This window comes from Microbulbifer sp. NBRC 101763, from assembly GCF_040371615.1.
GTDB classification, from domain to species: Bacteria; Pseudomonadota; Gammaproteobacteria; order Pseudomonadales; family Cellvibrionaceae; genus Microbulbifer; species Microbulbifer variabilis.
In genome coordinates this window covers 833,761-858,483 of sequence record NZ_BAABQV010000001.1, presented here as the reverse complement: position 1 = coordinate 858,483, position 24,723 = coordinate 833,761, and the positions used below count along the sequence as shown (strand labels likewise).

At 45.0% G+C, this 24,723-nt stretch carries 36 protein-coding genes; 3 read left to right on the top strand and 33 right to left on the bottom strand.

Annotated features, from left to right (window positions below; all coding sequences use genetic code 11):
* Positions 1–39 precede the first annotated feature (39 nt).
* From ABWV76_RS03980 to ABWV76_RS03905, 16 genes are all read right to left on the bottom strand, one after another.
* Positions 40–624: a phage tail protein gene (locus ABWV76_RS03980; protein ID WP_353375300.1), complete on the bottom strand. Its 585-nt coding sequence runs from the start codon at positions 622–624 to the stop codon at positions 40–42.
* Positions 608–1,054, bottom strand: coding sequence for a hypothetical protein (locus ABWV76_RS03975; RefSeq protein WP_353375299.1), 447 nt, complete (start codon positions 1,052–1,054; stop codon positions 608–610). Before ABWV76_RS03975 ends, ABWV76_RS03980 begins: the two co-directional genes overlap by 17 nt.
* A gap of 76 nt (positions 1,055–1,130) precedes the next feature.
* Positions 1,131–1,337 (bottom strand): hypothetical protein, encoded by a 207-nt coding sequence (locus ABWV76_RS03970; RefSeq protein WP_353375298.1) that lies wholly within the window; start codon positions 1,335–1,337, stop codon positions 1,131–1,133.
* A 235-nt stretch (positions 1,338–1,572) separates the two neighbouring features.
* Positions 1,573–2,022: a hypothetical protein gene (locus ABWV76_RS03965; RefSeq protein ID WP_353375297.1), complete on the bottom strand. Its 450-nt coding sequence runs from the start codon at positions 2,020–2,022 to the stop codon at positions 1,573–1,575.
* A gap of 148 nt (positions 2,023–2,170) precedes the next feature.
* Entirely contained in the window at positions 2,171–2,506 is a 336-nt protein-coding gene (locus tag ABWV76_RS03960; RefSeq protein WP_353375296.1) for a hypothetical protein, read from the bottom strand.
* Positions 2,507–2,694: 188 nt separating this feature from the next.
* Positions 2,695–3,033, bottom strand: coding sequence for a hypothetical protein (locus tag ABWV76_RS03955; protein ID WP_353375295.1), 339 nt, complete (start codon positions 3,031–3,033; stop codon positions 2,695–2,697).
* A complete protein-coding gene (locus tag ABWV76_RS03950; protein WP_353375294.1) occupies positions 3,030–3,269 on the bottom strand; it encodes a hypothetical protein in 240 nt (79 codons plus the stop codon). The genes ABWV76_RS03955 and ABWV76_RS03950 overlap by 4 nt, the downstream gene beginning before the upstream one ends.
* A 14-nt stretch (positions 3,270–3,283) precedes the next feature.
* Entirely contained in the window at positions 3,284–3,742 is a 459-nt protein-coding gene (gene ssb / locus ABWV76_RS03945) for a single-stranded DNA-binding protein (protein WP_353375293.1), read from the bottom strand.
* On the bottom strand, positions 3,742–3,966 hold the full coding sequence (locus tag ABWV76_RS03940) for a hypothetical protein (protein WP_353375292.1): 225 nt from the start codon (positions 3,964–3,966) through the stop codon (positions 3,742–3,744). Before ABWV76_RS03940 ends, ssb begins: the two co-directional genes overlap by 1 nt.
* Before the next feature lie 16 nt (positions 3,967–3,982).
* A complete protein-coding gene (locus ABWV76_RS03935; protein WP_353375291.1) occupies positions 3,983–4,198 on the bottom strand; it encodes a hypothetical protein in 216 nt (71 codons plus the stop codon).
* A gap of 4 nt (positions 4,199–4,202) precedes the next feature.
* On the bottom strand, positions 4,203–4,679 hold the full coding sequence (locus ABWV76_RS03930) for a hypothetical protein (RefSeq protein ID WP_353375290.1): 477 nt from the start codon (positions 4,677–4,679) through the stop codon (positions 4,203–4,205).
* A 10-nt stretch (positions 4,680–4,689) separates the two neighbouring features.
* Positions 4,690–5,196 (bottom strand): hypothetical protein, encoded by a 507-nt coding sequence (locus ABWV76_RS03925; protein WP_353375289.1) that lies wholly within the window; start codon positions 5,194–5,196, stop codon positions 4,690–4,692.
* Positions 5,193–5,627 carry a hypothetical protein gene (locus tag ABWV76_RS03920; protein ID WP_353375288.1) on the bottom strand — a complete coding sequence of 145 codons (435 nt, stop codon included), beginning with the start codon at positions 5,625–5,627 and terminating at the stop codon, positions 5,193–5,195. The genes ABWV76_RS03925 and ABWV76_RS03920 overlap by 4 nt, the downstream gene beginning before the upstream one ends.
* A 13-nt stretch (positions 5,628–5,640) precedes the next feature.
* Entirely contained in the window at positions 5,641–6,363 is a 723-nt protein-coding gene (locus ABWV76_RS03915) for a helix-turn-helix domain-containing protein (RefSeq protein WP_353375287.1), read from the bottom strand.
* Positions 6,363–6,569, bottom strand: coding sequence for a hypothetical protein (locus tag ABWV76_RS03910; protein WP_353375286.1), 207 nt, complete (start codon positions 6,567–6,569; stop codon positions 6,363–6,365). Before ABWV76_RS03910 ends, ABWV76_RS03915 begins: the two co-directional genes overlap by 1 nt.
* 353 nt (positions 6,570–6,922) lie before the next feature.
* Positions 6,923–7,129: a helix-turn-helix domain-containing protein gene (locus ABWV76_RS03905; RefSeq protein WP_353375285.1), complete on the bottom strand. Its 207-nt coding sequence runs from the start codon at positions 7,127–7,129 to the stop codon at positions 6,923–6,925.
* A 149-nt stretch (positions 7,130–7,278) separates the two neighbouring features.
* Between ABWV76_RS03905 and ABWV76_RS03900 the strand changes: the two genes are divergently transcribed.
* Positions 7,279–7,707, top strand: coding sequence for a hypothetical protein (locus ABWV76_RS03900; RefSeq protein WP_353375284.1), 429 nt, complete (start codon positions 7,279–7,281; stop codon positions 7,705–7,707).
* Positions 7,708–7,769: 62 nt separating this feature from the next.
* Here ABWV76_RS03900 and ABWV76_RS03895 read toward each other — a convergent pair whose 3' ends face one another.
* Entirely contained in the window at positions 7,770–7,961 is a 192-nt protein-coding gene (locus ABWV76_RS03895) for a hypothetical protein (RefSeq protein ID WP_353375283.1), read from the bottom strand.
* Between the two features lie 128 nt (positions 7,962–8,089).
* Between ABWV76_RS03895 and ABWV76_RS03890 the strand changes: the two genes are divergently transcribed.
* Together ABWV76_RS03890 and ABWV76_RS03885 are read left to right on the top strand one after the other, a co-directional pair.
* Entirely contained in the window at positions 8,090–8,392 is a 303-nt protein-coding gene (locus tag ABWV76_RS03890; RefSeq protein ID WP_353375282.1) for a helix-turn-helix domain-containing protein, read from the top strand.
* 450 nt (positions 8,393–8,842) lie between these two features.
* Positions 8,843–9,049: a helix-turn-helix transcriptional regulator gene (locus tag ABWV76_RS03885; RefSeq protein ID WP_353375281.1), complete on the top strand. Its 207-nt coding sequence runs from the start codon at positions 8,843–8,845 to the stop codon at positions 9,047–9,049.
* Positions 9,050–9,094: 45 nt separating this feature from the next.
* On the opposite strand, the gene ABWV76_RS03880 is transcribed toward ABWV76_RS03885, so the two are convergent.
* The 16 genes from ABWV76_RS03880 to ABWV76_RS03805 all read right to left on the bottom strand — a co-directional run bounded on the left by ABWV76_RS03880 (position 9,095) and on the right by ABWV76_RS03805 (position 24,588).
* Complete coding sequence (locus tag ABWV76_RS03880; RefSeq protein WP_353375280.1) at positions 9,095–10,147, bottom strand: DUF4062 domain-containing protein; 1,053 nt, start codon at positions 10,145–10,147, stop codon at positions 9,095–9,097.
* 258 nt (positions 10,148–10,405) lie between these two features.
* Positions 10,406–11,383: a hypothetical protein gene (locus tag ABWV76_RS03875; RefSeq protein ID WP_353375279.1), complete on the bottom strand. Its 978-nt coding sequence runs from the start codon at positions 11,381–11,383 to the stop codon at positions 10,406–10,408.
* A gap of 97 nt (positions 11,384–11,480) precedes the next feature.
* A complete protein-coding gene (locus ABWV76_RS03870; RefSeq protein ID WP_353375278.1) occupies positions 11,481–12,014 on the bottom strand; it encodes a hypothetical protein in 534 nt (177 codons plus the stop codon).
* Between the two features lie 369 nt (positions 12,015–12,383).
* Positions 12,384–12,533: a hypothetical protein gene (locus ABWV76_RS03865; RefSeq protein ID WP_353375277.1), complete on the bottom strand. Its 150-nt coding sequence runs from the start codon at positions 12,531–12,533 to the stop codon at positions 12,384–12,386.
* A gap of 151 nt (positions 12,534–12,684) precedes the next feature.
* The gene (locus ABWV76_RS03860; protein ID WP_353375276.1) at positions 12,685–13,341 is read right to left on the bottom strand and encodes a hypothetical protein; all 657 of its coding nucleotides are present in this window, start codon (positions 13,339–13,341) and stop codon (positions 12,685–12,687) included.
* Positions 13,342–13,577: 236 nt separating this feature from the next.
* Complete coding sequence (locus ABWV76_RS03855) at positions 13,578–14,315, bottom strand: PoNe immunity protein domain-containing protein (RefSeq protein ID WP_353375275.1); 738 nt, start codon at positions 14,313–14,315, stop codon at positions 13,578–13,580.
* A gap of 240 nt (positions 14,316–14,555) precedes the next feature.
* Positions 14,556–15,041 carry a hypothetical protein gene (locus ABWV76_RS03850; protein WP_353375274.1) on the bottom strand — a complete coding sequence of 162 codons (486 nt, stop codon included), beginning with the start codon at positions 15,039–15,041 and terminating at the stop codon, positions 14,556–14,558.
* 101 nt (positions 15,042–15,142) lie between these two features.
* A complete protein-coding gene (locus ABWV76_RS03845) occupies positions 15,143–16,366 on the bottom strand; it encodes a tyrosine-type recombinase/integrase (protein WP_353375273.1) in 1,224 nt (407 codons plus the stop codon).
* A gap of 354 nt (positions 16,367–16,720) precedes the next feature.
* Entirely contained in the window at positions 16,721–17,110 is a 390-nt protein-coding gene (locus tag ABWV76_RS03840) for a LexA family protein (RefSeq protein ID WP_353375272.1), read from the bottom strand.
* Positions 17,111–17,193: 83 nt separating this feature from the next.
* Positions 17,194–17,685, bottom strand: a complete 492-nt coding sequence (locus ABWV76_RS03835) for an HNH endonuclease family protein (protein WP_353375271.1) — start codon at positions 17,683–17,685, stop codon at positions 17,194–17,196.
* A 52-nt stretch (positions 17,686–17,737) separates the two neighbouring features.
* On the bottom strand, positions 17,738–19,249 hold the full coding sequence (locus tag ABWV76_RS03830; RefSeq protein ID WP_353375270.1) for a hypothetical protein: 1,512 nt from the start codon (positions 19,247–19,249) through the stop codon (positions 17,738–17,740).
* Positions 19,250–19,947: 698 nt separating this feature from the next.
* Complete coding sequence (locus tag ABWV76_RS03825; protein ID WP_020415191.1) at positions 19,948–20,319, bottom strand: single-stranded DNA-binding protein; 372 nt, start codon at positions 20,317–20,319, stop codon at positions 19,948–19,950.
* Between the two features lie 970 nt (positions 20,320–21,289).
* Positions 21,290–22,150 (bottom strand): hypothetical protein, encoded by an 861-nt coding sequence (locus tag ABWV76_RS03820; RefSeq protein WP_353375468.1) that lies wholly within the window; start codon positions 22,148–22,150, stop codon positions 21,290–21,292.
* A 402-nt stretch (positions 22,151–22,552) separates the two neighbouring features.
* A complete protein-coding gene (locus ABWV76_RS03815; RefSeq protein WP_353375269.1) occupies positions 22,553–22,936 on the bottom strand; it encodes a hypothetical protein in 384 nt (127 codons plus the stop codon).
* 15 nt (positions 22,937–22,951) lie between these two features.
* The gene (locus ABWV76_RS03810) at positions 22,952–23,824 is read right to left on the bottom strand and encodes a hypothetical protein (RefSeq protein ID WP_353375268.1); all 873 of its coding nucleotides are present in this window, start codon (positions 23,822–23,824) and stop codon (positions 22,952–22,954) included.
* A gap of 20 nt (positions 23,825–23,844) precedes the next feature.
* A complete protein-coding gene (locus ABWV76_RS03805) occupies positions 23,845–24,588 on the bottom strand; it encodes a hypothetical protein (protein WP_353375267.1) in 744 nt (247 codons plus the stop codon).
* Positions 24,589–24,723: the final 135 nt, after the last annotated feature.

The following is a 24,723-nucleotide window of genomic DNA, read 5'->3' as shown; positions in this document are numbered from 1 at the left end:
GCCTAGGAAGGACCCGCGCGGGTGTGTGGTGCGAGGTGTTCACTTGAGTTTGCGCAGCTGATTGTTGATTGATCGGGTGAGTTCGACGCGGACTCTGCCGCTGGCCTGGCGCTCCATGACCTGCTGCAGGCGCTGGCTAATGAATGCACCGCGAGGGCTTGGCCCGGTAATGCCCTTCACTGGTGTGCGGCCCTTGCCTTTGCGTGCGAATACCAGCAGCTGGCCTTGTGGTGCCCTGCCAATAAATGTTTTCTTGTAAGTCTTGGTCTGCCCCCAGGCCTTGGCCTTCACGCCTGGCGCTTTGTGTGCGCCACGCTTATTAAGTGCATTGAAGTGGCCCGCCTTACGCTGGCTGGGGCGTACAAAGTTGATAAGGTTTCTTGCTCGCGCTTTCTTTGCATCAACAGCGGCGTGCAGTCGGTCACGCTTAGCCAGGTGTAACTGGTGGGCCTGTCTAATCTCTTTCTGTTTGATGTTGGTCTCGGCTGAGACCTCTTTGATAGCGGTGCTATTCACTGAGCGTACCGCCTTATTGATTGCCTGGCTTGCGGCTTTCGGTATCAAGCCGCGCTCCATCTTGCCCAGCTTCTTCTCCAGCTTGGCTAAGTCATGTTTTATCTGCACGGCCCCGCCCTTTGAACGTGGCTATGGCCTCACCAATCTTGCTTGGCGCAAAGTAGAAAACCATTATCAATCCTTGTGGATAGGTGGCTTTTGCCAGTACTGCCTCAGCTGCTGTAGCTGCTGTGGCCAAAGCCGTTTCGCCCTGCCCTGGGTCCGCCAAAGCAGCTCGTACAGATAAGACAGCTACAACCAAAAGCAACAACAGATAAACGCCAGTAAACGATAGAGCTATCAGCCTGCGGGCTATGTTCTGCCCGCTGGTGGACTTGATCCACTGCAGCAAAAACTCGCGTAACTGCTCGCTGCGCTGGGCGCTGTCCTGGGCTTTTTCTTCAGCGGTATAAAAAAGAGCATCGCCGGTTTTGATTAGGGCATCTGCGCCTTTCTCTAGGGCTTTCTCACTGCCCCACAAGCGTGACCAAAAGCTCATGCCAGCATCTCCAGAAATAAGAAGCCACCCGGTGCCAGGTGATATGGGGGAAGGGAGCACCGGGTGGCGAAAAAGGTTAAGGGGTTTTATTTCGGTCTGACTCTTCGCGCTGTTCGCGTATGAATCGGTTGTGCTGATTGCGGGTAATCACTGCATACACATTCCAGACAAGGCCAAGCGCGGCAATCAGCACACCCACCACCTGCAGCCAATTAATCGGTGTTTGTGTGAGAACCACCCCTGCTCCGGTAACGCTGGCGCTTCCAGCTTCGTGTACATTCATTCCACGGCGGCCTCCTTCTAACAGGCGAAAAAAAACCGGCCTGGGATGGACCGGTTAAGAGGATGATATTCGCATTGCTCGTACAGCTCGTTCCCGGTAGAGGCAACAATCGCAACGTGCCCTATTTATACCTCCCGAACGCAAAAGCGCCTAAAACGTGTCACCCCAAAATAGTAATGGGTTAGACTTGGGAGCAAAGCTAACTTATAAACCGTACTCAAGGCTTATATTGCGCTTAACCATCAATCCAACATCCGCCATCTCGTTGCGATTGTGATTCAAGCGGCAAATTTGATTTTGTAACATACCTTAAAGACCACTGCCCAATACTGGAATTCCAATAACTATAAGCCGCAATGATTTCCCCTGAATAATCAGGGCAGCTATTGTAACCAACACGTAAGTCATTTGCTTCCCAAGAATTCTCACCTTGACCTTCTTTAGCATAATAACGACAAGAACTAACTTCCGGCACAAATATTGTTCCATCTTCTAAGCAAGACTTCAGCACCTCGCCGTATACAGGTCCAGGTCCAGGTCCAGGTCCAGGCTCACCATCCGATGAAGCAACTACCACTGGAATTTTAATATCCTCATACGGTATTAAAAGAACTTCATCTGCTGAAGCTTTGGCGCTAAAGCATAAGGTTGCGGCTATTGCCACAAAAAGATACTTAGAGTACATAATACTTTCCATTGACTGACGAAAAGTCCAAGCGCGAACTTTTCGTACATATTTCAGTATTCATATTTATGGGGCATTCCATCCAAGTTTTTTTCCATTTCATGCAAAAAGAAGCAGAACAAATACCCCTTAGAGAATATCTATACTCTTAGTCTTTTAGCACGCTTAAGTAATGAAGCGTATCGGAATATGTCTGATCTACGCAGGCGCCGTGAGTACGCATACTTACTGTCTTTCCTGAAGCGTGCGCGTACATAATTGCGCTCAGATATTCCTTGGCCATTGGTCTATCCATGCTGAATGAAATGTAATCACCATTTGCACCATGACATGCAGGTGGATTATTGACCCCGCCCTCTGGATAGACATAGACAAGCTTCGTACTATCGACCAGCAAGAATGATTCTATTTTTGCAACAGTAGCACCTGCAAATGAAACCTGAGAAAAAAGAGCGATTGCAGCAACGGCAAGATACTTAAACATTTAATAACCCTTAAAACTTTATAAGATATAAGAAGCGCGCAATTTATAATCCAACAAAACTATATCGTCAAACTATTTTGGGAAAAAAATCTAATATAAAAAAATAATTTGAGACAAATTACCTTTAGCTGGATTAGATTTTAAGCGACTGTAATGCCCCTCATTTATGTACCATTTTCCTAAATTTATTATTCTGTTTCGTTGAAGCTATGACTCTCCTCATAAATGATCATGCCCGCGATGTAATTGATCGCCCCAAGTAATTCAGCCACGCGGCGCTCTGAATTTGGCAAACGACGACTTTCCTGAATCTTTTTGATCGCCTGAAAAGCCATGCCGCCATCGGTATCCAATAGCCCGCTAATTATTTGCATGGGTTGATCTTCGAAGCGCCGCCCATTAGCGTGCCGCTCCATGCCCTTACCCCGCGCGGCCTGATCGTATGCCCGCTCTAAAACGCTATACAGGCGCTGATAATTTGGGTCATTCAACTCATAAACCGGACCACCTTCGGAATAGCCGCTCATTTTCCTGCCCTCTTCTTCTCGCTTTTCACTTTAATCTGCTGTTTGTTCTGCACCTTCACCCAACTACGGCGGGTACTGTCGGAGGTATTAGGGACTACACGCAGGCACAGACCGGACTGGCCGCGCGGTATCTGTTCAATCTCTCCGCCGCCGGCCAGAAATTCGGTCACCTTGCTATCGATATTCGCCTGCGCCTTGCGCAAGGCCTCAGACTGGGGGCAGTTTGTTGCTGTCATATCGCACCCCCAGGCTAAAACGGAATATCGTCATCAAAGGATGCACCACCCCCAGGCGGTGCAACTGGTTGACTTGGGGCCTGCTGCTCGGCGGGCTGACCTGTTGCACCTTGGGGATAGCCCCCCTGCTCTCCCCTGCCATCCAGCATCTGCATTTCATCAGCGACGATTTCTGTGGTGTAGCGATCCTGTCCGGTGTTTTTGTCTTGCCACTTGCGCGTGCGCAGCGAGCCTTCGACAAAAACTTTTGAACCCTTGCGCAAATACTCGCCGGCAATCTCTGCTAAGCGGTTAAAGAACACCACTCGGTGCCACTCGGTGCGCTCCTGGGGCTGGCCTGTTTGCTTATCCTTCCAGCCCTCACTGGTGGCCAGGCTGATATTGGTTACCGCTCCACCGCTGGGCATGTACTTGGTTTCCGGATCGTTACCCAGATTGCCAATCAAAATAACTTTATTGATTCCCCTGGCCATTACTCGTCCACCTCTTCCCTTACCTCACCGTTAACCACGCGATAAGTGGTCAATGTGTCGGTGGCTTTATCAAAGATCTGCAGCCAGTAGATAAACGGCTCATTGCTGGCAATTTCTTTTACCCTTGCCTGCGCTGCCTCTTTAGTGGGGTGGGACTCTATAAAATCTTTAGCCCCGCCCATCATTAGATTGTAAGTACCGCTAAATATGGCGAATCTGTTCATTGTTGCTCTCCCTGACTTAAAAAAATTGGTGTGTCCTACGCTGTAGCAGTGCGGCGATATTCGATCGGCTGGCCTGGCGGGCACGGTAGTCTCTGCGGTAGTCGGCCTTGCAGCGCTTGCAACGGCTGGCATGACCGCAGGGGCTTAGGCGAATAGGGAAAAGGTCCTGGGCTTTCCACTTGCTGCAGCCACCGCAAAAGAAATCCCCGCGCTCATTGGTTTTACGGCTCACTGGCTCACTCCCCCATTCCGTCGATGTTTTGCGTTGCGATAGCCGGCCCAAACAACAAACCAGCGAGAAATAACCGCCCCTTGTGTAGGCGGGATTGATAGGTGCGCAGACTGATACGCAGATAGCGGGCGCGTGCCTTTTGTCCATCTAATCCTTCATGCAGCAGTAGCGCACGTGCCTCCACTTTCAGCACCTCGTAGAGCTCCGGGCTTTCGCGTTTGATCGCTGCCATGGCCCACTCTACCGGCGCCGCAATTTCGTCGCTAATACCCAGGCCGTTGCTGGGGTTGCCCCGGCTGGCGTTGGCTAATGCAGTGCGCTGTTTTTGTCTGAGCCGTGAACCACTGCGCGCGGCGTGAACCTCGATGGAACACAACACGCTGCTGCCACTCACCCCGCCTAGATCCAGGGCCACCGAGCCCCAGAGGTAAAGCTTGTCTTCCAGGGCTTCTATCAATTCAGGGCTGATACGCTCCCCCACTTGCAGCCCCTCAATAGGTCCACAGCCAGGGACGTGGACGCCCTGGGGCTAAGTTGTTACCGCCGATATGAATAAACCGATCTTGTGTGAGGCCTCGCTGGTGCGGGCAAATGGCAGTAAATGGCTGCGGCTGGTTTTTTTGGAGGTGGAACCAGTTGTAAACATGCAGTGATCGCATTAACACGTGCGCAGCGGAACCATGGATTCGTATGTCCACACCTACACCGCAAGGGTGGTCCCCGGGAGTCCATGTTTTACCGGCCTGCTCTACTCTGCGACGGTTAAACGACTCCTCAGGATGGTGCTGGCAACGGTAACCGCTGCTCACCGGCATAGGGCGGCAGTAGACACGCTCACGCACGCGGTTCAGGTGGGCAAGAAAGTCGGCCTTCATGTTCGATGCGCTTCCCGCTTCACGCTCCCCCTGCTCCCTAGAGCGAGCACAAAAAGTGCAGCGGCACTGCAGTTCCTCATCGGTGAAATAATTCCGGCTGGCTGGTGTGGAAATATCGATCATTGAGCACCCCCAAAGCGGTTTGAATATTCGGTGTCTTCCAGCACTTCTGCGATAAGTACTCGAGTAAATCCCTGGCCGCGTTTGGCCGGGGCCTGGGTTACTTTGCGTTGCACCACACAGCGGTTGCTGTCGTTGTCGATCAAGCCCAGGCCATGGGGGTTGGTGCGGCTCACCTTCTCCAGCACATCCACCAGCGGCTTGGTGCCGCCCTGCAGGTTGTCTTCGTCCAGCTCACCAAAAGAACCGCGCTCAATCTCCAGGTACACCCGCGCAAGCGGCTCATTGGGGCGGCGCTGACCACTGCGCACCAGCGCGCTAGTCACTTCTAGGGCCAGTTGTTTTTTCAAAGCACGACGCTTTGCCCAATGCATGCGCAACAGCTGGTTGTTCGAAGGGGTGGCCAGGGGAATGGTGAATTCAATGGTTCTCATGGTGTTTCCCCTGTTACCACTGGTCGTTGAGCATGTCGGGGATGGAGATATCGCGAGAAAGGCGATTGCCGTTTGATCCCCCGCCTGGGGGTGCGGTCTTTCGCTGCAGTTGGTTTTCGTGGTTCAGCAACCACTCAAACTGGAATCCTCGCCACTCCCTCTCACAGCAAACGGCAAGGCAGTAGTCAACGCTGTAGCCATGTCGGTTGGCTAGGTGGAGCTGCTTGGCAATTTGGTTAACAGCGGTTTGGGTAAGCGGAGCCTTGCGGACCTTTTTCCAGTCCCGCAAAACTTCGCTCTCTGGATGGTCTGGCCAGGATGAAAAATCTAATCCCCTATTAATATTTTTAGGTTCTTTTAGATTCCTTTTAGGTTTGTGGTCCGTTTTTGGTACTGGTCCAGTACCGTTTTTGGTACTGGTTTTGTCCGCTTTTGGGCCTGGTCCGTTTTTGGGACTAGTACCGTTTTCGGCACTGGTGATTTGGCCAAAATTCAAAGTAAAGTGATTGCTGGAACCGGTGGATTTGACGCGGAGAATTAGGCTAGATTCTTCCAGCTGCTCCATTGCTGAGATAACAGTTTTACGATTCAAGCCTGTTGATTTTGAGATATACGCAATCGATGGATTGCACTGACTATTCGCCTCGTTGTGACAGTTAGCGAGGGAAAGAAGGACTAGTTTGTGCGTAGACTTCACGCTTTGTTGCCAGGCCCAGAAGGTGGCTTCAGCGCTCATTACACACCCCCACCTTGAACTTGATTAGAGCCTATGGGAGTCTCATCAAGGCCCAAAAAATCGCATAGTTCAGCGGCTACTAATTCGACAGCTCTTTCAGCCTGCTGTGATGCGGTGTAATTTTTGTTCCTGCGGGCGCAAAAAGCCCAGCGGTCCCGCTCAGACTCCGAGAGCCCGGCCATCACCGCTCTTATTTCGTCTTGCATAGCGTTGCCCCAGTTGTGATTAGTTATTTACTGATCTGGGTTAAATCCGAAACCGTCGAAAATTTTTATATGCGCAGCATGGTCAGAATGCGCTGAGCTGATTGGGCTTTCTTGATGTCTTCAGGAGTCTCCGCTTCGAAAATAGGAAGCGAAGCCTCTAATATGATTCGTACTAGTTGCTCTCTCGGCATTCCAAACCGCTTAGAAAGAGCATCCAGTCGTTCACGAGTCTTCTTGCTCGTTCGTAGATTTGATTTACATTCCAACCCCGATCTCATCCCTGCCTCCATTGTCATCCTTCTTAAGTTAAAAAAGTTGTTGTCAGCTCTTCGGCTGTTAGTGAAACTAATCAACTATCCCCAAATATCTGGGCGACACTCGGCCAGGTTTACGTCACCATTAAGTTCTTCGGCCAGCTTGATCGAAAGTTTCGGACCCGGAAGTACCTTCATGCGGCCATAAGCAATGCGTGACAGGTATCTGCCAGTGGTTCCAACCTTTTGCGCTAACTCGTTCCGCTCAGACAGGCTCAGACTTTTGAGGTAGAGGTTAATTTTCATACCTGAAATATACCTAAAGGGTTTATTTTTGTCTATAAAATAAACCTTGAAAGCTAGACTTACACGCCAAAATAAACTTTTTAGGGTGATTTTTGAGAGGTTTATTCCTGCTAACATGGGGAAAGACTGGTGAGTTCTTGATAAAAGAGATGGATATAAACGAGATAAGGCGCACCAATATCCGACGGATAGCGGCCGACTATAAGAATCGAGCGGAGTTCGCACGCAAGGTGGATAGGTCTGAGCAGCAGCTCTACTCACTCATAAGCAAGGGCGCCACTAAAACGATTGGCAACCGCATAGCAAGAGACCTTGAGGAAAAGTTAGATCTTGAGGAAGGTGAGCTAGATCGGCTTGAAAGTAGCAACGACAACACCACAAAAATCGCTAGCGATATTGACCTTGAACTGCTGTGCAAGTGTATCGACGCAATTGAGGTCGAGATTGAAAAGCAGGGGCTCCAAGGTATCCCTTCCGCCAAAAAAGCCCAGGCGATAGCGCTAGCCTACGGTGCAACTCGCGCGGGCAGTAATAATGATGTTGTACCTGTAGGCTTCATCATTAATACGCTTTTCTAAAGTCTTGGCTCAGACCGCTGACCTTCTAAGGGCGGTCCCAGCTGACCTATTGAGCTCCACCTTTAATCGAGCAACCCTTCCCCCCTTTCCTGATGCCAACAAGAGCTATCTTCGTTATCCCACATCATTTGGCAGGGCCGTTTTACACACCGTCGGCACTGGTAGGGCATAACACGAGCAAGGCTTGCTCGCGCCACTTCTTGCAACTCCAGTTCTGGAGTTTCTTGCCTTACCTCAATAGAGTCAAATAGCATTTTACTCCCTTAAAGTGCCATATCGTCTTACTTAAAGAATGTACCCAGATAAGGGCCTAGAGGGCAGATCAAATTGTGTATACTTAGGGGGTTTATGCCGCCAAAACTCTATAAGTTTTACCGACACGATGTTTAGAATCGGGGTAGTTGTTCGCCAAGAACGCACCAAGAGAGGGCTTACCCAAGCTGAGCTAGCCGAAAAACTCTCCATTCCCTTAACCCATCTTCAACGCATTGAGCAAGGGCGCTCCAAAACAGTTTCACCAAATCTTCTTAGGAAAATAGCCCTTCAATTAGATATTGATGGCAACAAGCTCCTATCTCTACCCATAGAGGAAAGCCCACAGGCTGACCCACTGAGCCCTTTGCCCAGCACCGCCAAATCCCACCTGATTCGCTTTCTCAACGAAATATCCGCCAATCTTAAATAAAATAAACCTTTAGGGTTTATTTTTTAAACCTTTCAGGTATATTTGTTTTCAGGGATGAAAACCGCTGGAATACAGGCTCGAAGAGGACAGGGAAATGGGCTCAATCATCCCCATCGAAGGCGCCTTCAGCAACAGAGCCGTGCAGGCAACTCTACGCGGTGGACATTCCACAATGGCAGTAGCAATGGCTGAACAATAAGGCGCCAAGGCGCCACCAATTTAAATATTAACCTAGGCAGCTAGCTCAGTGCCTCTTGGAGGTCACATGGAGATTTCAAAGTTTCCATTAAATAAAAGAGCAACAGCTATAGTTGCCGAGTTGCGAAGGCGGAAAAAAGGGGCCGCATCAGCCAAAGAGATTGCGGCCCCTGATGCACTGCATGTAGAAGGGGTCTTCATTTATCCATTTGCCGCATGAGCCTATAAATTATAGTTAGCGAGGGATATGCAATGGTAGGAGAAAACTTAAAAGCTCAACGCCGTATCTTGAGATTACCTGAAGTTGAACGGCTTACGGGTTACAAACGTAGCAGTATCTATCAGTTTGCTAAAGATGGGCTATTCCCTAAGCAACACCGTATAGGTCCTGGAGCTGTCGGTTGGGATAGCCGCGAAATAGAAGCTTGGATTGAGGATAAGCTAGATCGTACAGCTTAATGACATTGGGCAAAGGGCGTGGCTGAAACGCCCTATATATACCAATCAAGAGAGTGTCTTTTCCACACCTGGCTTAATATCTGACAAAGACGAATCTGTTTCTTCTAGCATCATTCTTCGAAGAATATTTAAAATTTCCTTACCCCTCTCTGAGAGAGCCCAATACTCTTCCATATCCGTAATAGGCTTCTTTTTACTAGAGGGGCTAACTAACTCTAGAGCAGAAAGGTCAGCAATCCAATCTTTTACAATATTTCTTGGAATTGGGTATGGCATATACAGTTCAGATGCTTCGAAATTAGCAATAACTACTGCAACATATGTAGAAATATCATTAACTGACTTTTCAATTAACATTTCTGGTGCCAAATAATTAAACAGTCTAAATAAATTTATCTTGCATGCCTCTTCAACATAATCGCCCTCACAAAGTCGAACAGGCACAGGGCGTTCATTTTTTAAAAGAATGTTAATAATTTTATTATTTTCCCGAGAGCGCTTTTCTTTTGCATCAGTTTCAATATTTTTTATCTGCTTTCTCAGCTCCGAGTTTTCAGCACTAAGCCTAGTTAATTCGTTAGCCATCTTTATGTTAGTCGCTTCCGACGCCCTTACCCATCCCTCTCTCGGATCTGAAGTAAATGCTTTCATCAAAGCAATTGAACACTTCCCATACAAATCATCTGTATTCTTCCAAAATGAAACGTGTTTTTGTTTAACTTTGATTTTAAATTCTTTAAGAGAGGAAACTTCTTTTGGAACTGTATCAGTGTGCTGTGACGGCCACAACGCCTCATCATCTAGTACAAACCCTAGAATGGGTATCCCTTTGGATACAGCATAGTCATATTCCTTTTCAGTGTAGCTAAGCCCCTCGTCCGTAACTGACCCATATCGGTTCGCCAAAATAACAACGTAATAATCACTCTGATCAATCTGGCGCTTAATAATGCTCCACTGCCCTTCATCTGCAGCGCTAAACATTTCCATGCCAACTGGGATATGCCCCATTTCGAGAACCGCTTTGATTACTTGATCTCTATGTTCTTTTAAATCTTTGTAAGTAGAACTTACGAAAATTTGATATTTATTACTCATAACCTACTCTTGAGGCCTAAATTATGGACTCTACCGTAAAGCGAAGACATCTTGGGGAATCGCCATTTAAATTATTAGTACCAAATCAGCGTATTATCTCACCCACAATAAAATCGTTATCATAAACCACTCTATTGCGCCCCATTTATCAGCATGTAATCTTGGCAGAAACCGAAAAAGTATACGCATTCAAGGAGTGGTGGCAAGCGAAGCCACAAAGAAGCTGGGCGACTATCGACACTCTATGACTTAGATCCATTAGCGAGCGACCCTTATGATGCCAATATCTGGTATTAACTTCTTGAATTTTCTTAGTGTAATGATTTGAGATGGCAGTAACTTGTCTTTTACCTTTACCTCCCTTAATAACAAGCTTGCCTCACTTTTCCCTATCAATCTCCTTTTTAGCTTAAAAGCGGTTACATCAGGCCATCCTTTACGATATTGATAAGGATTTCCAGCAAAGCATCTCGCAAGCTCGAGCAACCTCTGCTGGCCTATTACTTCATATAAATCACCAACAAAGCTAGATGTTAAGCCAGGATATACTTTCTCTAATAAAGTATTCGGATAAATCGTTTTGAAAGATCTGACCACAGATTTTCTATTAGAACGTCCTATTCCCTTGAGTAGCAAACTAACAGCTTTTTTATTTATTTTAGTTGGGTCTTCATGATCTACTAATAATGCTTCGAGATATGGGGTATCATGCATACTAAAAATTTTGGAAAGAGACTCCCACGATGCACAACGAATGAGCACAAGAATCTCCCCTCCTTCTAAGTTTATACTCTGAAATCCCCTCTTTGAATAATGATCACTCACAAATAATTCTACTTTCTGGCTAGTTTTAACCCCTTCGAGCTTCTCAAAATTTATACCAAGAGACTTACATTGCTGATCAATGTTCATTGATTGAATAGCTTTAATCTGCGCAAATTCGGAAAGCTCTTTATCAGCTTTTTTAACAAGCCTAAATACATTTACATAATTACCAAACTGATGTGGCAATGCGTCCATTGAATCTTCCCTTTCAATAAACTTACATAACCAAGTGCTAAGCTTTCTAGGGAATGGGAAATCGACTGCCTCCCAAAGACCAAATTCTGTAAGATTCCCTTGTTTGTCTAAAATTTTGCTGCCATAACGATTAGGGAAAATTCTACTTTGTTCGCGTGCTTTATTGAAGTCCTCTTCTAGAAGAGAGCTTACTAGTTGCTTTAATGCTTTATTCATCTGCAATTAATCATAACTTCAACGTATTGAGGAACATTGGCTATACTGCCTAATACAAAGCTTCGCAGTGGACCGGCCTAGCGACAATAGCATCTCTTTATAAATTATTTAGCGCATTTATCGTAACACTTGCTGATTGCTCATAGTAATATCTATTTTCTGCAAACTCAGTCTTTAAAGACTTAATCGTTAGTAATTGACCGCCAATCTCACGTAATCTTTCTGTAACATAGTCGTAATAGAAACATACAGATTCAAATGCTAGATCCAACTTCGGCACAATAGTTGATTCTATGGGGTCAATATGGGCTACTCGTTGATCCCGAAAACCCTTTAATAATCTCCAATTTTCTTCCCAGCCTGAATTAGTTATACCGAGATTAGAAAGTAGACTCTCCTTAAATGACTCCGGGTCATCCAAAGTATTCCTAAAATGAAGATCATCTTTCTGATTACCAAACAAATGAACCCAGTTTAGCAGCGCCATATCAAAGAAATTATTTGTTATCGTAATTGGAACTCCTCCTTCCATGAAATCGTAATACTCTGAAAAGGCTTTAAAGCACCCATACTGAATACCAAACTCCTTTCCCACAATTCTAACTCTGGAAAATTTATTTTTTTGTGACACTACAACTCCTTATAGAAAAGCATTCATTTAATAAATATATCAAAGATCATCTCAATTGATATTCTTACTAATCGGCCTGTTAAGTTCCTCTCTCATAGCTTGAAGAAAAATCCCCCAAGCTATAAAGCTGTAAAACCAGAATTTCTCTATCTCTTTAAGCTGCTCCAACTTTTTTTTGACCAAAAATCCCCAGGATGGCAATAGCAATTAGCACTACAGATATGATATGGAAAAATGGAAAATCCCATTCCTGATGTAGATGTAAGGCGATACCATATGCCATTGCCGAACAAAAGAAACCCAAAGTGATTTAAAAATAAAGATAAAAAAATAACTTAAAGCTTTGTAATTTTTTACTATCATCTGCTTCTATCTTAACTTAAGCCAAATAGTCCCATCTAATGATATTTCCAATCCAGTTTGAAACATATAAGCGACACACAACATTGGCAAGGCAAGCAACATATTAATACCTTTCAAAGTTGCTATGTCAGCTATTTTGGGAACCAATTCAGACATTATTTCTCCATTTAATGCCGCTTGCACTACATCTTTTCAGAACTTACGCATTTCTAAATGCTGAATAAATGACGCTTGAGAAAAAAACTACTCATTCAAATTCAGATACAGGGGAGCAGTGACGCCCAGATTATTAAATTCTTGGATAGCACTAAACTAAGTAGTATCTTAAGAAATTTTTTACATCTCTAATCATCTCTGATACATCACTGCCTGAAAATAAATCCCAATGCCCATGTGCTGCATTATTTCTAATATCTGCAAGAGCTGTGATTCTCTTTTGTTGCAGCTTGCTATAGACCCCCGCTTTCGCTAAATCTGAATTCATTTTATCTAACTTCCCATGTGGAATAGAATTTTGATCACATATATCACGAAGGCTTGTTTCCAAGATCACACCAGCAACTACAGCAGCTGGACCTTTATACCCACTAGATAGTAATTCTGATGCTTGCTCAATTTCGGAGTCGAAGATCTCTGCCTGAACTAGATTTCTCACTGAGGATAAGTACCCACCCTGGAAATCATCTTTAGCTGCAAGAAATACCGGCTTTACGCGTTTAAATCGCTCATATAGATCTTCATAAGCCTGTGGCTCTTCAGCTTTAGTGAAAGCTTTTATATGCACCCCATTTTCACCACATGTTTTGACTATTAATGATCTTGCCTTCACCTTCCACTCATCAAACAACAATTGATCAACATCTTCGTATTGGACATAATCATTTCTTCTTACAGTTTTTGTTAATTCAATTTCCTTAAGATTATCTAGCAATTGATCATATCGTTCCGATAATTTTTTAATCAAAATACCACTCCATATTTAAACTTAACAAAAACGCACCAACATAAGTCTAACCTGATGAACAATGCGTAATAGTTTTCCTCTACTATTAATATATTTTTTCATTGATATCACGTTATTCCCGGTAATGGAAGTCGCACAAGCAACTCAATCAGCCATTAATGACTTTCTCTTTTCAAACAAATCGCCATGCCTACAAGCGGCCTCTGCAGAACCACTAACTTTTCTGCCACATGATTCTATTTGGGGTCCAGCAAAAATCCATTTGGGAAGTACCTATTTGTACTTAAGCTTGCATTCGATATCTTAAGAATTTTCGCTACAGCAGCTGTTTCAAATGACCAATATCCAAAGTAACCTTGCTTATTGTGACTGCCGTACCATGTGCAAAGTTGCTGCCTCTTATACCATAGTTTTAGATGATCCCTGAGAATAGCAACTTGCTTCTCTTTCTGATCGGTCTCAAAAACAGATAAAAGCGATCTATAGCGATCAGCCATCTTATCCGAAACCCTTGAGTAGTAGGAGTCACCACAAACTTCTATATCTTTCAACTTATAACTTAGCAATAAGTCGATCAGCCGATCTGGTTTATCAATAACCTTAAAAGAATCAGCTATCTTCAAAAAATATTTCTCATCAACATCAAGGAGCACTGCCAAAGATGCGGTCCAGAGTAGATTGTTATAGAAATTTAGGGTTAAGCCCTGCTCCTGATCTCCACTGAGGCTAGCAACTAAAAAATCAACTTTATCTATAGTTTCTAAATACTTTTCTTTCACATACCCAATTGAATAACCAGCAGAATACAATGAAATTACTATACGTAAATATCCCGAATATATTGCACCACCCAGACCTGGAGATATCCCTTTTTCAACCTCAACAGCAGATTTTTCAAAGAATTTTGTCTCATCAAGTAAAACCGTGATGCTTTGATCAAAATACTCTTTATCTCTCCGACTATCTCTTACCATAATTATTTCTTTAATTAATCATCACTGCTGTTTCGTATCAATTCTAAATTCTCGTTAGAGCAGTAGTCGCATAAGCAGCCCAATCAGCCATCAATGACTTTCTCTTTTCAAATAAATCACCACATGTGTAGGCAGCCTCAGTGGATGTATGGTGACCCTAGAATAGGTCACCATTGTAAAGAAGTTCGAGCAAGCAACATTTTATCGACTTCCAAACACCCACCTGACAGAGATGGACTATTAATCTAAATTTGATATCTTAATTTTCTCAAGAAATTCTTGGGATGTAATTACTGGCATCATAGTTAGATCTCCTTTTGAACTTGCCAATAATGCAGAAACAACCAGTCCACCTGCCGCCTGTGCGTTAGACTTATTGTAATTAAAGTAATAATAGAGCCTAGGTGAATTATTAATTCTATCTTTTGGAATCCAGATCCCACCTTCGAATGGACCCATTGATAATTTTTCCATGTATTGGATTACACACGATTCCGGACCTCGATAGAAAGTTCCAAATTCATTTTGAAACTCTGGCCGATAAATCCCACGTTCTAGCCCCTCCTTCCAATTTACCTTCGCTAATCCATATTGAGCTTCATAAGTCAATTGATCCTCCAATACAATGGAATTATCCGACTCTATAGGCTCTAAATCCTTTATTAGATGAGTGTAATTTGCACAACCAGATACTAATAAAGCCAGCAAAAAAATTATTTTTTTCACGTCTACCCCTAAGATCCACTTTTATAAAGACAGCCTGTTATTCTAGATCATTTGAATATCCATATAAAATACAATCGGCTTTTGGCCGCTCGCTTCTACAATTACTTTCGTATCGACACCACATTATCTACAGGAGCAACAGTTGCATAAGCAGCCCAATCGGCCATTAGTGACTTTCTCTTCTCGAATAGGTCACCACGTCTGTAAGCGGCTTCTACTGAATCACCAAGGCTATGTGCTAGTGCTTGCTCACACACATCTCGGGGATGCGGGGTAGACTCTCCCGCCCAGTCACGGAAGGTAGATCGAAATCCATGCACGGTAAGGTCATTACGATCCATACGGCGTAGAGCCATGAGCATGGACATATTTGATAACGGCCGGCCTTGGCGCTGGCCGGGGAAAAGATAGGGGCTATCATCGATTCGCGGTATCGACTCCAGCAAAGCAATCACCTGCGGAGCAAGTGGAACTCGATGCTCTTTGCCCGCTTTCATTCTCTCAGCGGGAATCGTCCAAGACTTGGTACTAAAGTCTACTTCATCCCAGGTTGCTTCCAGCACTTCACTTGTTCGGGTTGCTGTCAGGATAGTCAGCTCCATGGCCCTGAATGCTAATCCCTCGCGCTTAGAGATCTCTTGCATGAACTCTGGCAGCTCTACCCAAGGCAGCGCGCTATGGTGCCTAACTTGTCGAACTTTTGAACGAGGTGGTAGCAGCTTGTCCAAATGGCCACGCCAACGAGCTGGATTTTCCCCCTCTCGTAACCCTCTCGCCTTTGCAGCATCTAGCACGAGCTCCACCCGATTACGGACCCTATTCGCTGTTTCGGGCTTTTCTAGCCAAATTGTTTTTAATATCTGGAGGACGTCATCAGTCGTCACTTGGGAGGGAGGAATTTCACCGATTACAGGGTGAGCATACTGCTTCAGAGTGTTTCGCCATTGCTGGATATGCTTAGCGTTGCGCCAACCTTTACTATGTACTCGTATGTAGTCTTCAGCTATATCGCTGAAAGTTACGAACTTTACACTATCATCATGCACAGCAGCTTTCTGCTCCTCCTGGATACGACGCCGTTCGGTAACAGGGTCTAAACCTTGGAGAATCAATTTACGCTGTAGGGCAGCCTCTGCCCTTGCCTGCTTTAAGTTCACATCATTCAGGCTACCTAACCCCATCTCCCTGCGCTTTCCAAGAAGCTGATAGCGTAGAACCCAACTCCTTGCCCCTGAGGCTTGAACAAATAGGCGTAGACCATCGCCGTCATCATATTTGCCCGGCGCTTTAATCCCCTTTATACCCTTAACGGTTAGTTTTCCCATATGTCCGCCTAACCCCCAGTGCCTATTCGTTCCCCCACTCGTTCCCCCACTTTATCACGGATTGCATAGATTAGGGCTGAATAGCATTGGAAGGAAAAATCAAAAAAACCCTTAATTTTAAGGCTTTTCTTGGAGAGTCTCGGTGAGTCTTGGAGGCTCTCGGGGCGGACTGCCCCACCGCCATTTTTAAACATAAAGCCCTGATTTATCAGGGCTTTTTTGTTTCTGCCTATTGTGGTCCCCCATTTGGCCCCCAACTCTTCTAAAGCTATAGCACATCACTCTCACCCCCCCCCAGCATACCTCTAGGCTAGGCGCTTTTCTTTCCGCAGGTGATATCTGCTGCCCCTTAGGCTAACCGCCACGGTGGTAGCGAATTGACGCTTTCACCACCCCTTCCACTATCAATTCCTGCCCCTCCCAAATGGGAATAGGTTGATACCTGTCACTAGCCGGCATTAGCCGCCCAAGCCTCTTATCCAAAATTTTGCAGGTCAGCTGGCCATCCAGGGCCACCACCACTACATCGCCATGAACATGTGTAAGAGAGCGATCAACGATAAGGACATCACGATCAAAGATCCCAACGCCTTGCATAGAATCGCCATTGGCACCAGCCATGAAGGTCGCAGGTGGATTAGTTATTAAATGTTCATCAAGGCTGAGAGCAGCCTCTTTATAATCATCTACTGGAGAGGGGAAACCGCAGGCGACACCACTGCTGAATGGAGGGGATAGTTTCATAAGGGCACCCAAATACTGTATATACACACAGTTTATTGCTGAGGGTGCCCAGTAGGCATGAATAATAGGTGACCGAAGGGCCCTTACTCTTCCAGCAAAGCTGGTATCTGAGTTGACTCTTCTGAAGAGAACTTAAGTCCATACTTCTCCATTATTGCCATAAACCGCTTCACGTAGATCGCTCGGACCGGCTCATACGGTGGCATCCACTCATCGGGGCCCTTATCGCCCTTGCTTTGGTTTCGGCCACCATCGACCAACCCTAGATTCTCAGGGTCTTCTGCAAATTGACGCTTCAGCTTAACTGTCCAATTGGCACCACCGTGCTCATGCGCCCAAGATAGCGGCACGATGTGCTCAACATCTAAGTCAGAAGCCAGGCTGAAGAATTGGCCGGTGTAAGGGTTCAGCCATAGGCCAGTATCGACCGTGCAGCGCCTGGAATTGGTGAAGGTGACAGGAGCCAGGGAGAACTGAACTAGCAGCTCATGGCGGTCATAATCATTGCTGCTGGCCTCAACCTCAAGGCAACCAGATAAGATGGCGAAAAGGATGATAGGCAGAATCAGTCGCATAACACCCCCTCTATTGTTTTGAGAGGGTGTCAAGGAGGTGGAAGAAGGGGCGCTATTGGGTAATCGTGCCCATGTTGCCATTGCCAATCTGTACAACTATAGCGGTTTGACCAACACCGGTTTGAGTTGTTGTATGCATATTGCTAATGCCTAACTGAGTAGTAAAAGCAAGGCTCAGAGCTGTTCCAGATTGGGTAATATCTGCATCATTCATAGAGCCTATTTGGTTTATGGAGGCACTTGTTTCCATAGATGTAAATTGGTTAATGGATGCGCTGTTTATAATGCCTATTTGATTGGTCAGGGCACTACTTGCTGTAGACAGAATTTGAAAAGGCCGAGCATCATTCATAGCACCTATTTGATTTGACCCAATCACGTTTTCTGTACCCGATTGAGAAATACCAATAAAGTTCATAAAGCCTGTTTGATTTAATAAGATCGTTTTTTTCATACCAGACCCCTGGGAAATTCCAATCCCGTTCATCACACCAACTTGATTTATAAAATTATGATCTAGAGTGCTCGTTCCTTGACTGGCACCAACCGCGTTCATAGATCCAATTTGACTGATCGAAGTGCTACTTTCATTGACCGTACTTTGGCCAACGAAGGCCTGATTCAGAGAGCCTACTTGATTAATCAAACCACTACTTGCTGTGACTGTAACCTGGATAATATCGGCTCTATTTGAAGAACCTATTTGGTTGATCGAACCACTACTTACTATGACCTCATTTTGGCTAGAGCTGGCTGTGTTAATGGAACCTACTTGATTGATGAAAACGCTACTAGCAGTTACCTTACTTTGACGAACACCAGCTTCATTTATTGAGCCCACCTGATTGACAAAGGCACCACTAGCCGTAGTCTCTTCTTGTTCGATATCAGCATCGTTCATCGAACCCAATTGATTGATCAAACTGCTACTTGCTGTGACTACTCCTTGGCCAACGCTAGCAAAGTTCATAGAGCCTATTTGATTAATCAAACCACTACTTGCTGTCACCGTACCTTGCCCAACGCCGGCTGTATTCATAGAGCCTGCTTGATTAATGAAACCACTACTTGCTGTGACCAAACTTTGGGCAATGCCAGCTTCGTTCAAAGAGCCAACCTGATTGAGAGATGCACTACTTGCTGTGACCAAGGATTGGGCAGCCTCGGCTCTATTCATAGAACCTATTTGATTAATTAAACCGCTACTTTCTGTAACCGTAAATTGGATACCTGTAGCTCCGTTCGAAGAGCCGATTTGATTGATGAAAATACTACTAAGAGAAGTATTATCCCGCTGGATAGAATCTGAAATATTTAATTCGCCAACCTGTACATGTGTCGCCACACTATTACTAGTGCCTGTAGTTTGCGATGCGCCGGAATCATTAGAAATACCGATTTGAGTCTGTAAAGTTAAGTTATTGTGGACAGTCCCGCCTGATTGATCAGCGACGGCCATATTTCCGCCTCCAACCTGAAATGATATTACTTTATTATTATTCGCAAAAGTATTTACACCAGATGCCATCAACATGGCTGCGGTTATGAGGGTTACTGTCTTCATAAGTAAATCCTTTACTTTCTACTGACAAGCCCTGACCGTTTTCCGCGACAGCTTCTTATGCGAAACACCCTATGTTTTTACGTAAATGACAACAGAGGTATGACGTTTAGAGCTTTATTTTTAAACCGGCTTCTAACTGAAGACTTAAGCTTTATCGTAAACTAACTAATTGCCATGAGAAGAAATAGCTAAACTACTAGGAATAAAGTTTGAAAAACAAAACCTGTTGACTTTTACGATAAGAGGCACTTCTCGCTGAATCGATAAACTTGTAGGACTTGACGCCCTCCCCACTTTCTTGTATTCAAGCGGGGGCCAATCACCCACTCGGGATCGCCATCACCGCAATAGAGCTATGCACAGCCAGGTGGTAGACAACCTCAACTGTTCAGCTCGCCACTAAATCAGCGGCATGGTCAGCTACATTTACCGGCTGGCCTGCACCGGTTTGTAGAGTCTTGGTAGTGACATAAACGCTAGACATTAGATCACCAGCGTCATTGATTTGTACATTATGCTGTTTGTCTATTACAACAATGAAGCATTTAATAATTGCAGCAGCCTGAGCTTCGTTATTGATGGGCTCTGGAGTCTAGCTTACATTTGAGTACAAGTAGTACCAACGCTGAGATAGGCGTCGGTACTACTGGCGAACTACCAGGGTGAGGGGACTGACACAACTCATGAAAAGCTGATTATTAACAGGTGCTGTTCATATAACCGCTTTCACTTTTCCAGTCATCAATAATTTGCACATCCCTAATTACAATTTCCGCAGTGATATGATCCTTACCGTGCTGATCTGTTCTCATTCGATGCTGAAGTTTTCCTTCTAGGTCAATTAAAGAGCCCTTGCATCCATATTTAATCAGATATTCAGCTCTATTTCCGTAAGCAATGCAGCGATGGGTTTCGGTCTTCTCTTGCGTACTTCCTGATTGACGATCCGTCCAGATTTCAGTGGTAGCAACATTGAATGCTATTGCAGTATTTCTTGAAACTATACTCTCAAAGTCAACTGTCACTCTACCCATTAAAAATACCTTATTTCTTGAGCGGCGATGCGCCATAGTAGAAGCCCCTATGACTTAATTTATAAAATTAGCTCAATATACTCCCCTAGGAATATGCAGCCAATCTCACATTTAATTATTTTTTTGTCTTATTGGATTTTTGGCACTTTCTAGATTTGTCGACCTCATTAACCTTTTTATCAAAAGGATACCCTCTATCTCCTGAAATTTTTTTAGGTGGTGCCAAGGTATTTTTATGCACCTTCCTTTGTACAGACTTTATTATAATCACTTTATATCCTTATTAAGAGCATGAAGAAATCATCAGACAGCTATTCACTTGCAATTAAGCAACCAAACCCCCTGAAACTTTACAAGCTTCATCATTAAGCCTTAGTTTATATTTTTACATTTTCAAATCACCCTTCTTTCATATAAAAATAAAAGGCCTCCTACGTTTTCACGAAACTTATTAATACTGGATCACTAGATTTTTAATTTCTGTCATGCTTTTCTTCGAATTACAAGACCGGCCGAAAAATTGGAGAGTATGTTTTTCAAAACAATGCAGATATGTAGAAGGGAAGTGTCAGCTAGCTCTTCATACCGATTACATCTATTGTCTGTCTAAAGCTTTGGCGTAAACAAAATTCATCGTAAATATAACACTAATGTAATATATAAGTGCTGGACATCTAAACCCTCATCCATATCATCAACAGATGTCACTTTTGTCAAAAAAGTACAGTTGAGTAAACTTTATTCTCAGTTTTTTAGTACTTAATTCTTATAGATAGACAATAGAACTACCATCTAAGCTGACTTCAGTCACCTTGTTTTTACCTAGAATCCGTTTGAGCAGTAAGGAATCCCCAAGGATAAAATGCTGTCGAGGTGACCTTATTCATCCACTCGGAATCACCATATCCGCAATAGAACTATGAACGGCTAGGCGATTCGCTACTTATACAACCTAAATAGGGCAACTGGGACACAAGAGCATCCCAGCCTGTAAAAAATCTATATTTTAGTCAGCACTTTTTTTGAAAGACAGGCTGTCTTTCACCCGAACCCCGGTATTTGGGTCAGTCACATACCAAGTCAGCTCGTAATCCCCAGCCTCAAACCAAGCAGGTATGTTTAGATAATTTCGAGTGTAATCCTTCGCTTCAGAATAATTTAATACCACATCCCTTGATTTATGGATGGGATAGTTATCCCCGTTGGGAAATTTAAGTACACTCCATTGTTCGAGTGTCACCAAAGATTGTGTAGAGTCTAAATTACGAATACTTGCATCATAATTGACTCTCCCTCCGTAAGAAGGAACTGAAAGCTCGGCAGGCTCATCAAGTGCAACTGTTAACTGAGTATCAGAGACATCACCTTCAACAAGCAATTTTAAGCCCCATAACTCTACATAACCACCGGATACACTGAAATTAATCTCACCTTTTCTGTCAAGAAGATTCTTTGGTAATACATTATTTCCATCCATACAGTGATTGAAGTTTTGCAATTGTTTAATAGGATTGGGATTTTCTGGAGTTGGGAGAACAATGGCATGATATAAAGGTACCGAAATCCATTGACCAACTAAAGGCGGGTAACCCGGGGATTCATTTTCCACTTTAAAAACTGCATAGTCCGCATCTCCACCTTTAACTTCAGCATTGATACAAAGCCTTTCAATACTATTGAATTGAAAGCCAATATCTAACCTCACCTCATGAGTAATTCCATCCTCCATCATGAAAGGATACGGTTCACCCAGGTCTACTTCGGCACTGATCATATCTGCCTGTACGGATGCCGATGCGCAGATTAAAGTGAAGCCAGCGATAGATTTTTTCAACACAGCCTTTTGCAGGGGGCAGCTTGCATTCATTCTTTTCAAAATTACAATCCATTTAATACATTGTGAAATACAACAATACTTCGGACAGTTTTTTAGAGCCGGACCCTGATAAAGTAAGACCAGTTCCTTGACAATCAAGTATTTGCCGGATGTCTTGGCAGTTCCAATCTGCGAAAAATAACTTTATTGGTTTACTAGGCTAAAACTGTCTTAAGCATTGTATTTCACCCTTTCCTATCCCTACAGAATTTTTTCCTCTTTAACCGTACCAAGTATAATAAAAACTAAAGGCTATACCACTAATCAATCTGGTTATCCCAATAAATATCTTTGCGGGAATAAAAATTGTGTAAACACCTCAGCCAAATTTATGCCCGCATCCCCGATAACCATCAACAATGTCTCTAGGTGGTTAGCCACCAATTGTTTTAGTCACCCACCAGGAATCGCCATCGCCGCAATAGAACTATACACAGCCAGGCGGTTGGCCATCTCAACAATACAGTTCGCTACTAAATCAGCAGCATGACCGGCGACATTTACCGGCTGGCCTGCATCAGTCTGCTGAGTCCTGGTGATTACATAAACGCTGGACATTAGATCGCCAGCGCCATCAGTTTGCACTGAGTTCTGATCATCAATGTCGGCAATGGTGCATTTAAGCACTGCAGCCGCTTGGGCATCGCTATTGGTGGACTCGGTTGTCTGCTTTACCGTTGTGCGCACAATAGTGCCGGCACTGTGGCCGTCATCTATGGTGTAAGCAAATTGCCAGGCCTCCAGGCCAGGCACGGTTATTGGGGGAAAGCTGGGCATTGAGGATTCCTTTGCTTAATCAGATTTATGCACGCCGTTGTGAGTGATTATGCGGTGCTGTGAATCAACGCCAGCAGCGTAGCTCTTACCACCTACAGAGACCTTGTACACGGTGTGCAGGCCGGCACATTCGACCCGCTCGACGGTTTCCCAGATGAGCGGTTCTTCTTCATGCAATACACCCAGCTCAACGCCCTCGCAGTGTTGAGCCTCGTATAATTGGCCTGCACGGTTGGTGATGGGGGTTTCACGGCTGCAAATTACTTGGGCACCGCTTGTTGTGGTGAGCAATACGCAGGGTATTTTTGGCTCTGCATCTACCGCACCAATAATGGGGCTTAGATGGGTTTCCTCATCGCCGGTATCCCAGCAGTCGATCAGGTTTCCGCTTTCGCAGTTGTCTGCAAGTAAACCTTCGCGCAGCCAAGTGCCTGCAGCAACGCACCAGGGATCTCTAGGGAACGTAGTGCCGCCGCCATTGCTCGAGGTTGTAATGGTGCCAATACTTCGGCGCCAAGTGTTAGCGGCCAGCTGGTAAATATTCGTGGTCGCGTAATAGGTAACCGCACCGCCCTGAGTGCCGGGATCATCACAGTACACATAATATTTAGTGCTGAAGGACAAACCAGTGATGCTGCCACTGTTGTAATTAATAGTGCCGAAACCAAACTGCACTGAGTGCGCAGCAATCGTGATTTTTGCGGTACTGCCATCGTCCGAGCCGGACAGCGCCGAACTGGTTGGCAGGCTGGTAATATCAGATTGAATCATCGATAAATTGCGCTGGTCCTGCACTTCCACCACATCAATTTTTATATAATCAATTAGGCTATCGCCCGTTTTAGCCGGATAATTAACATAAAAAAATCGGAGTGATAAAACGGACATTCGCCTGCATCTTGGCGGGGCTACCAATATGGTTTTCCCCCTCTTATGGCACTATAACTACCATTACCACTCGAGTTGCCTTTGACGTAGGCCACCAGCGTCTGCCAGCTCTGCCCCGTAAGATTTAGATTGGTTGCCACCATATAATGCTGGCTGTTAAATGTCTCGGTACCGCTAGCATTGCAGAGCTTTCCTGCCCCATCGTACCCGGCCAAGCCGATATACATAGTGCGGCTAGTATCATCGCTGTTATACACATAAACCCGAGTCTCTATCCGGTACAGCTTACTGGGATCAAAGGGTATTTTCTCTGCATGGTACATCGATACATGATTATTAATGCGCGCCGCGCCACCACCGATACTGGCGTTTCCAAGCCAATAGTTTTGAGTACCTCCAGAAAAGTTGGTCCAGTACTGGGAATAACTGCTATCAGAAAAATCCTCTAAAAAGGTATTGCGCATTGAGCGGATCTGCGCGCGCTCCTGTGCGGTAGCGCCGACTGTGGCACCGTCCTCGGGTTTATTTGTCCCGTAAATTTCTTCCCAGTCTGCGCGGACTCCAGCAATCTGATCGATCCTGGTCAACACCTTTTGTCGTGTGCTATATACCGCCTGCCATTTGGCTTTCCAGGTGCTGCGATCAATGCTGGTGACTGTTGAGGTATTGCCCAGACCTGCGCCGCTGAGATAACTGGAAAGTGCTGTTTTTGCACCGCTGTAGTTGGCTTTCTCAGTGGTGATACCGTAACTATTGGCCTGCATTTTGATATTGTAGAATCTGCCCCCTGAATAGTGAAGGTGCCGAAAACCAGGTTTCCCATGATAAGTAAACCTCCACCAGTGGGTGCCACCAACGGTCTTCTAAGGTATGCTCGCGGCAATCCTGATCCGCATGGG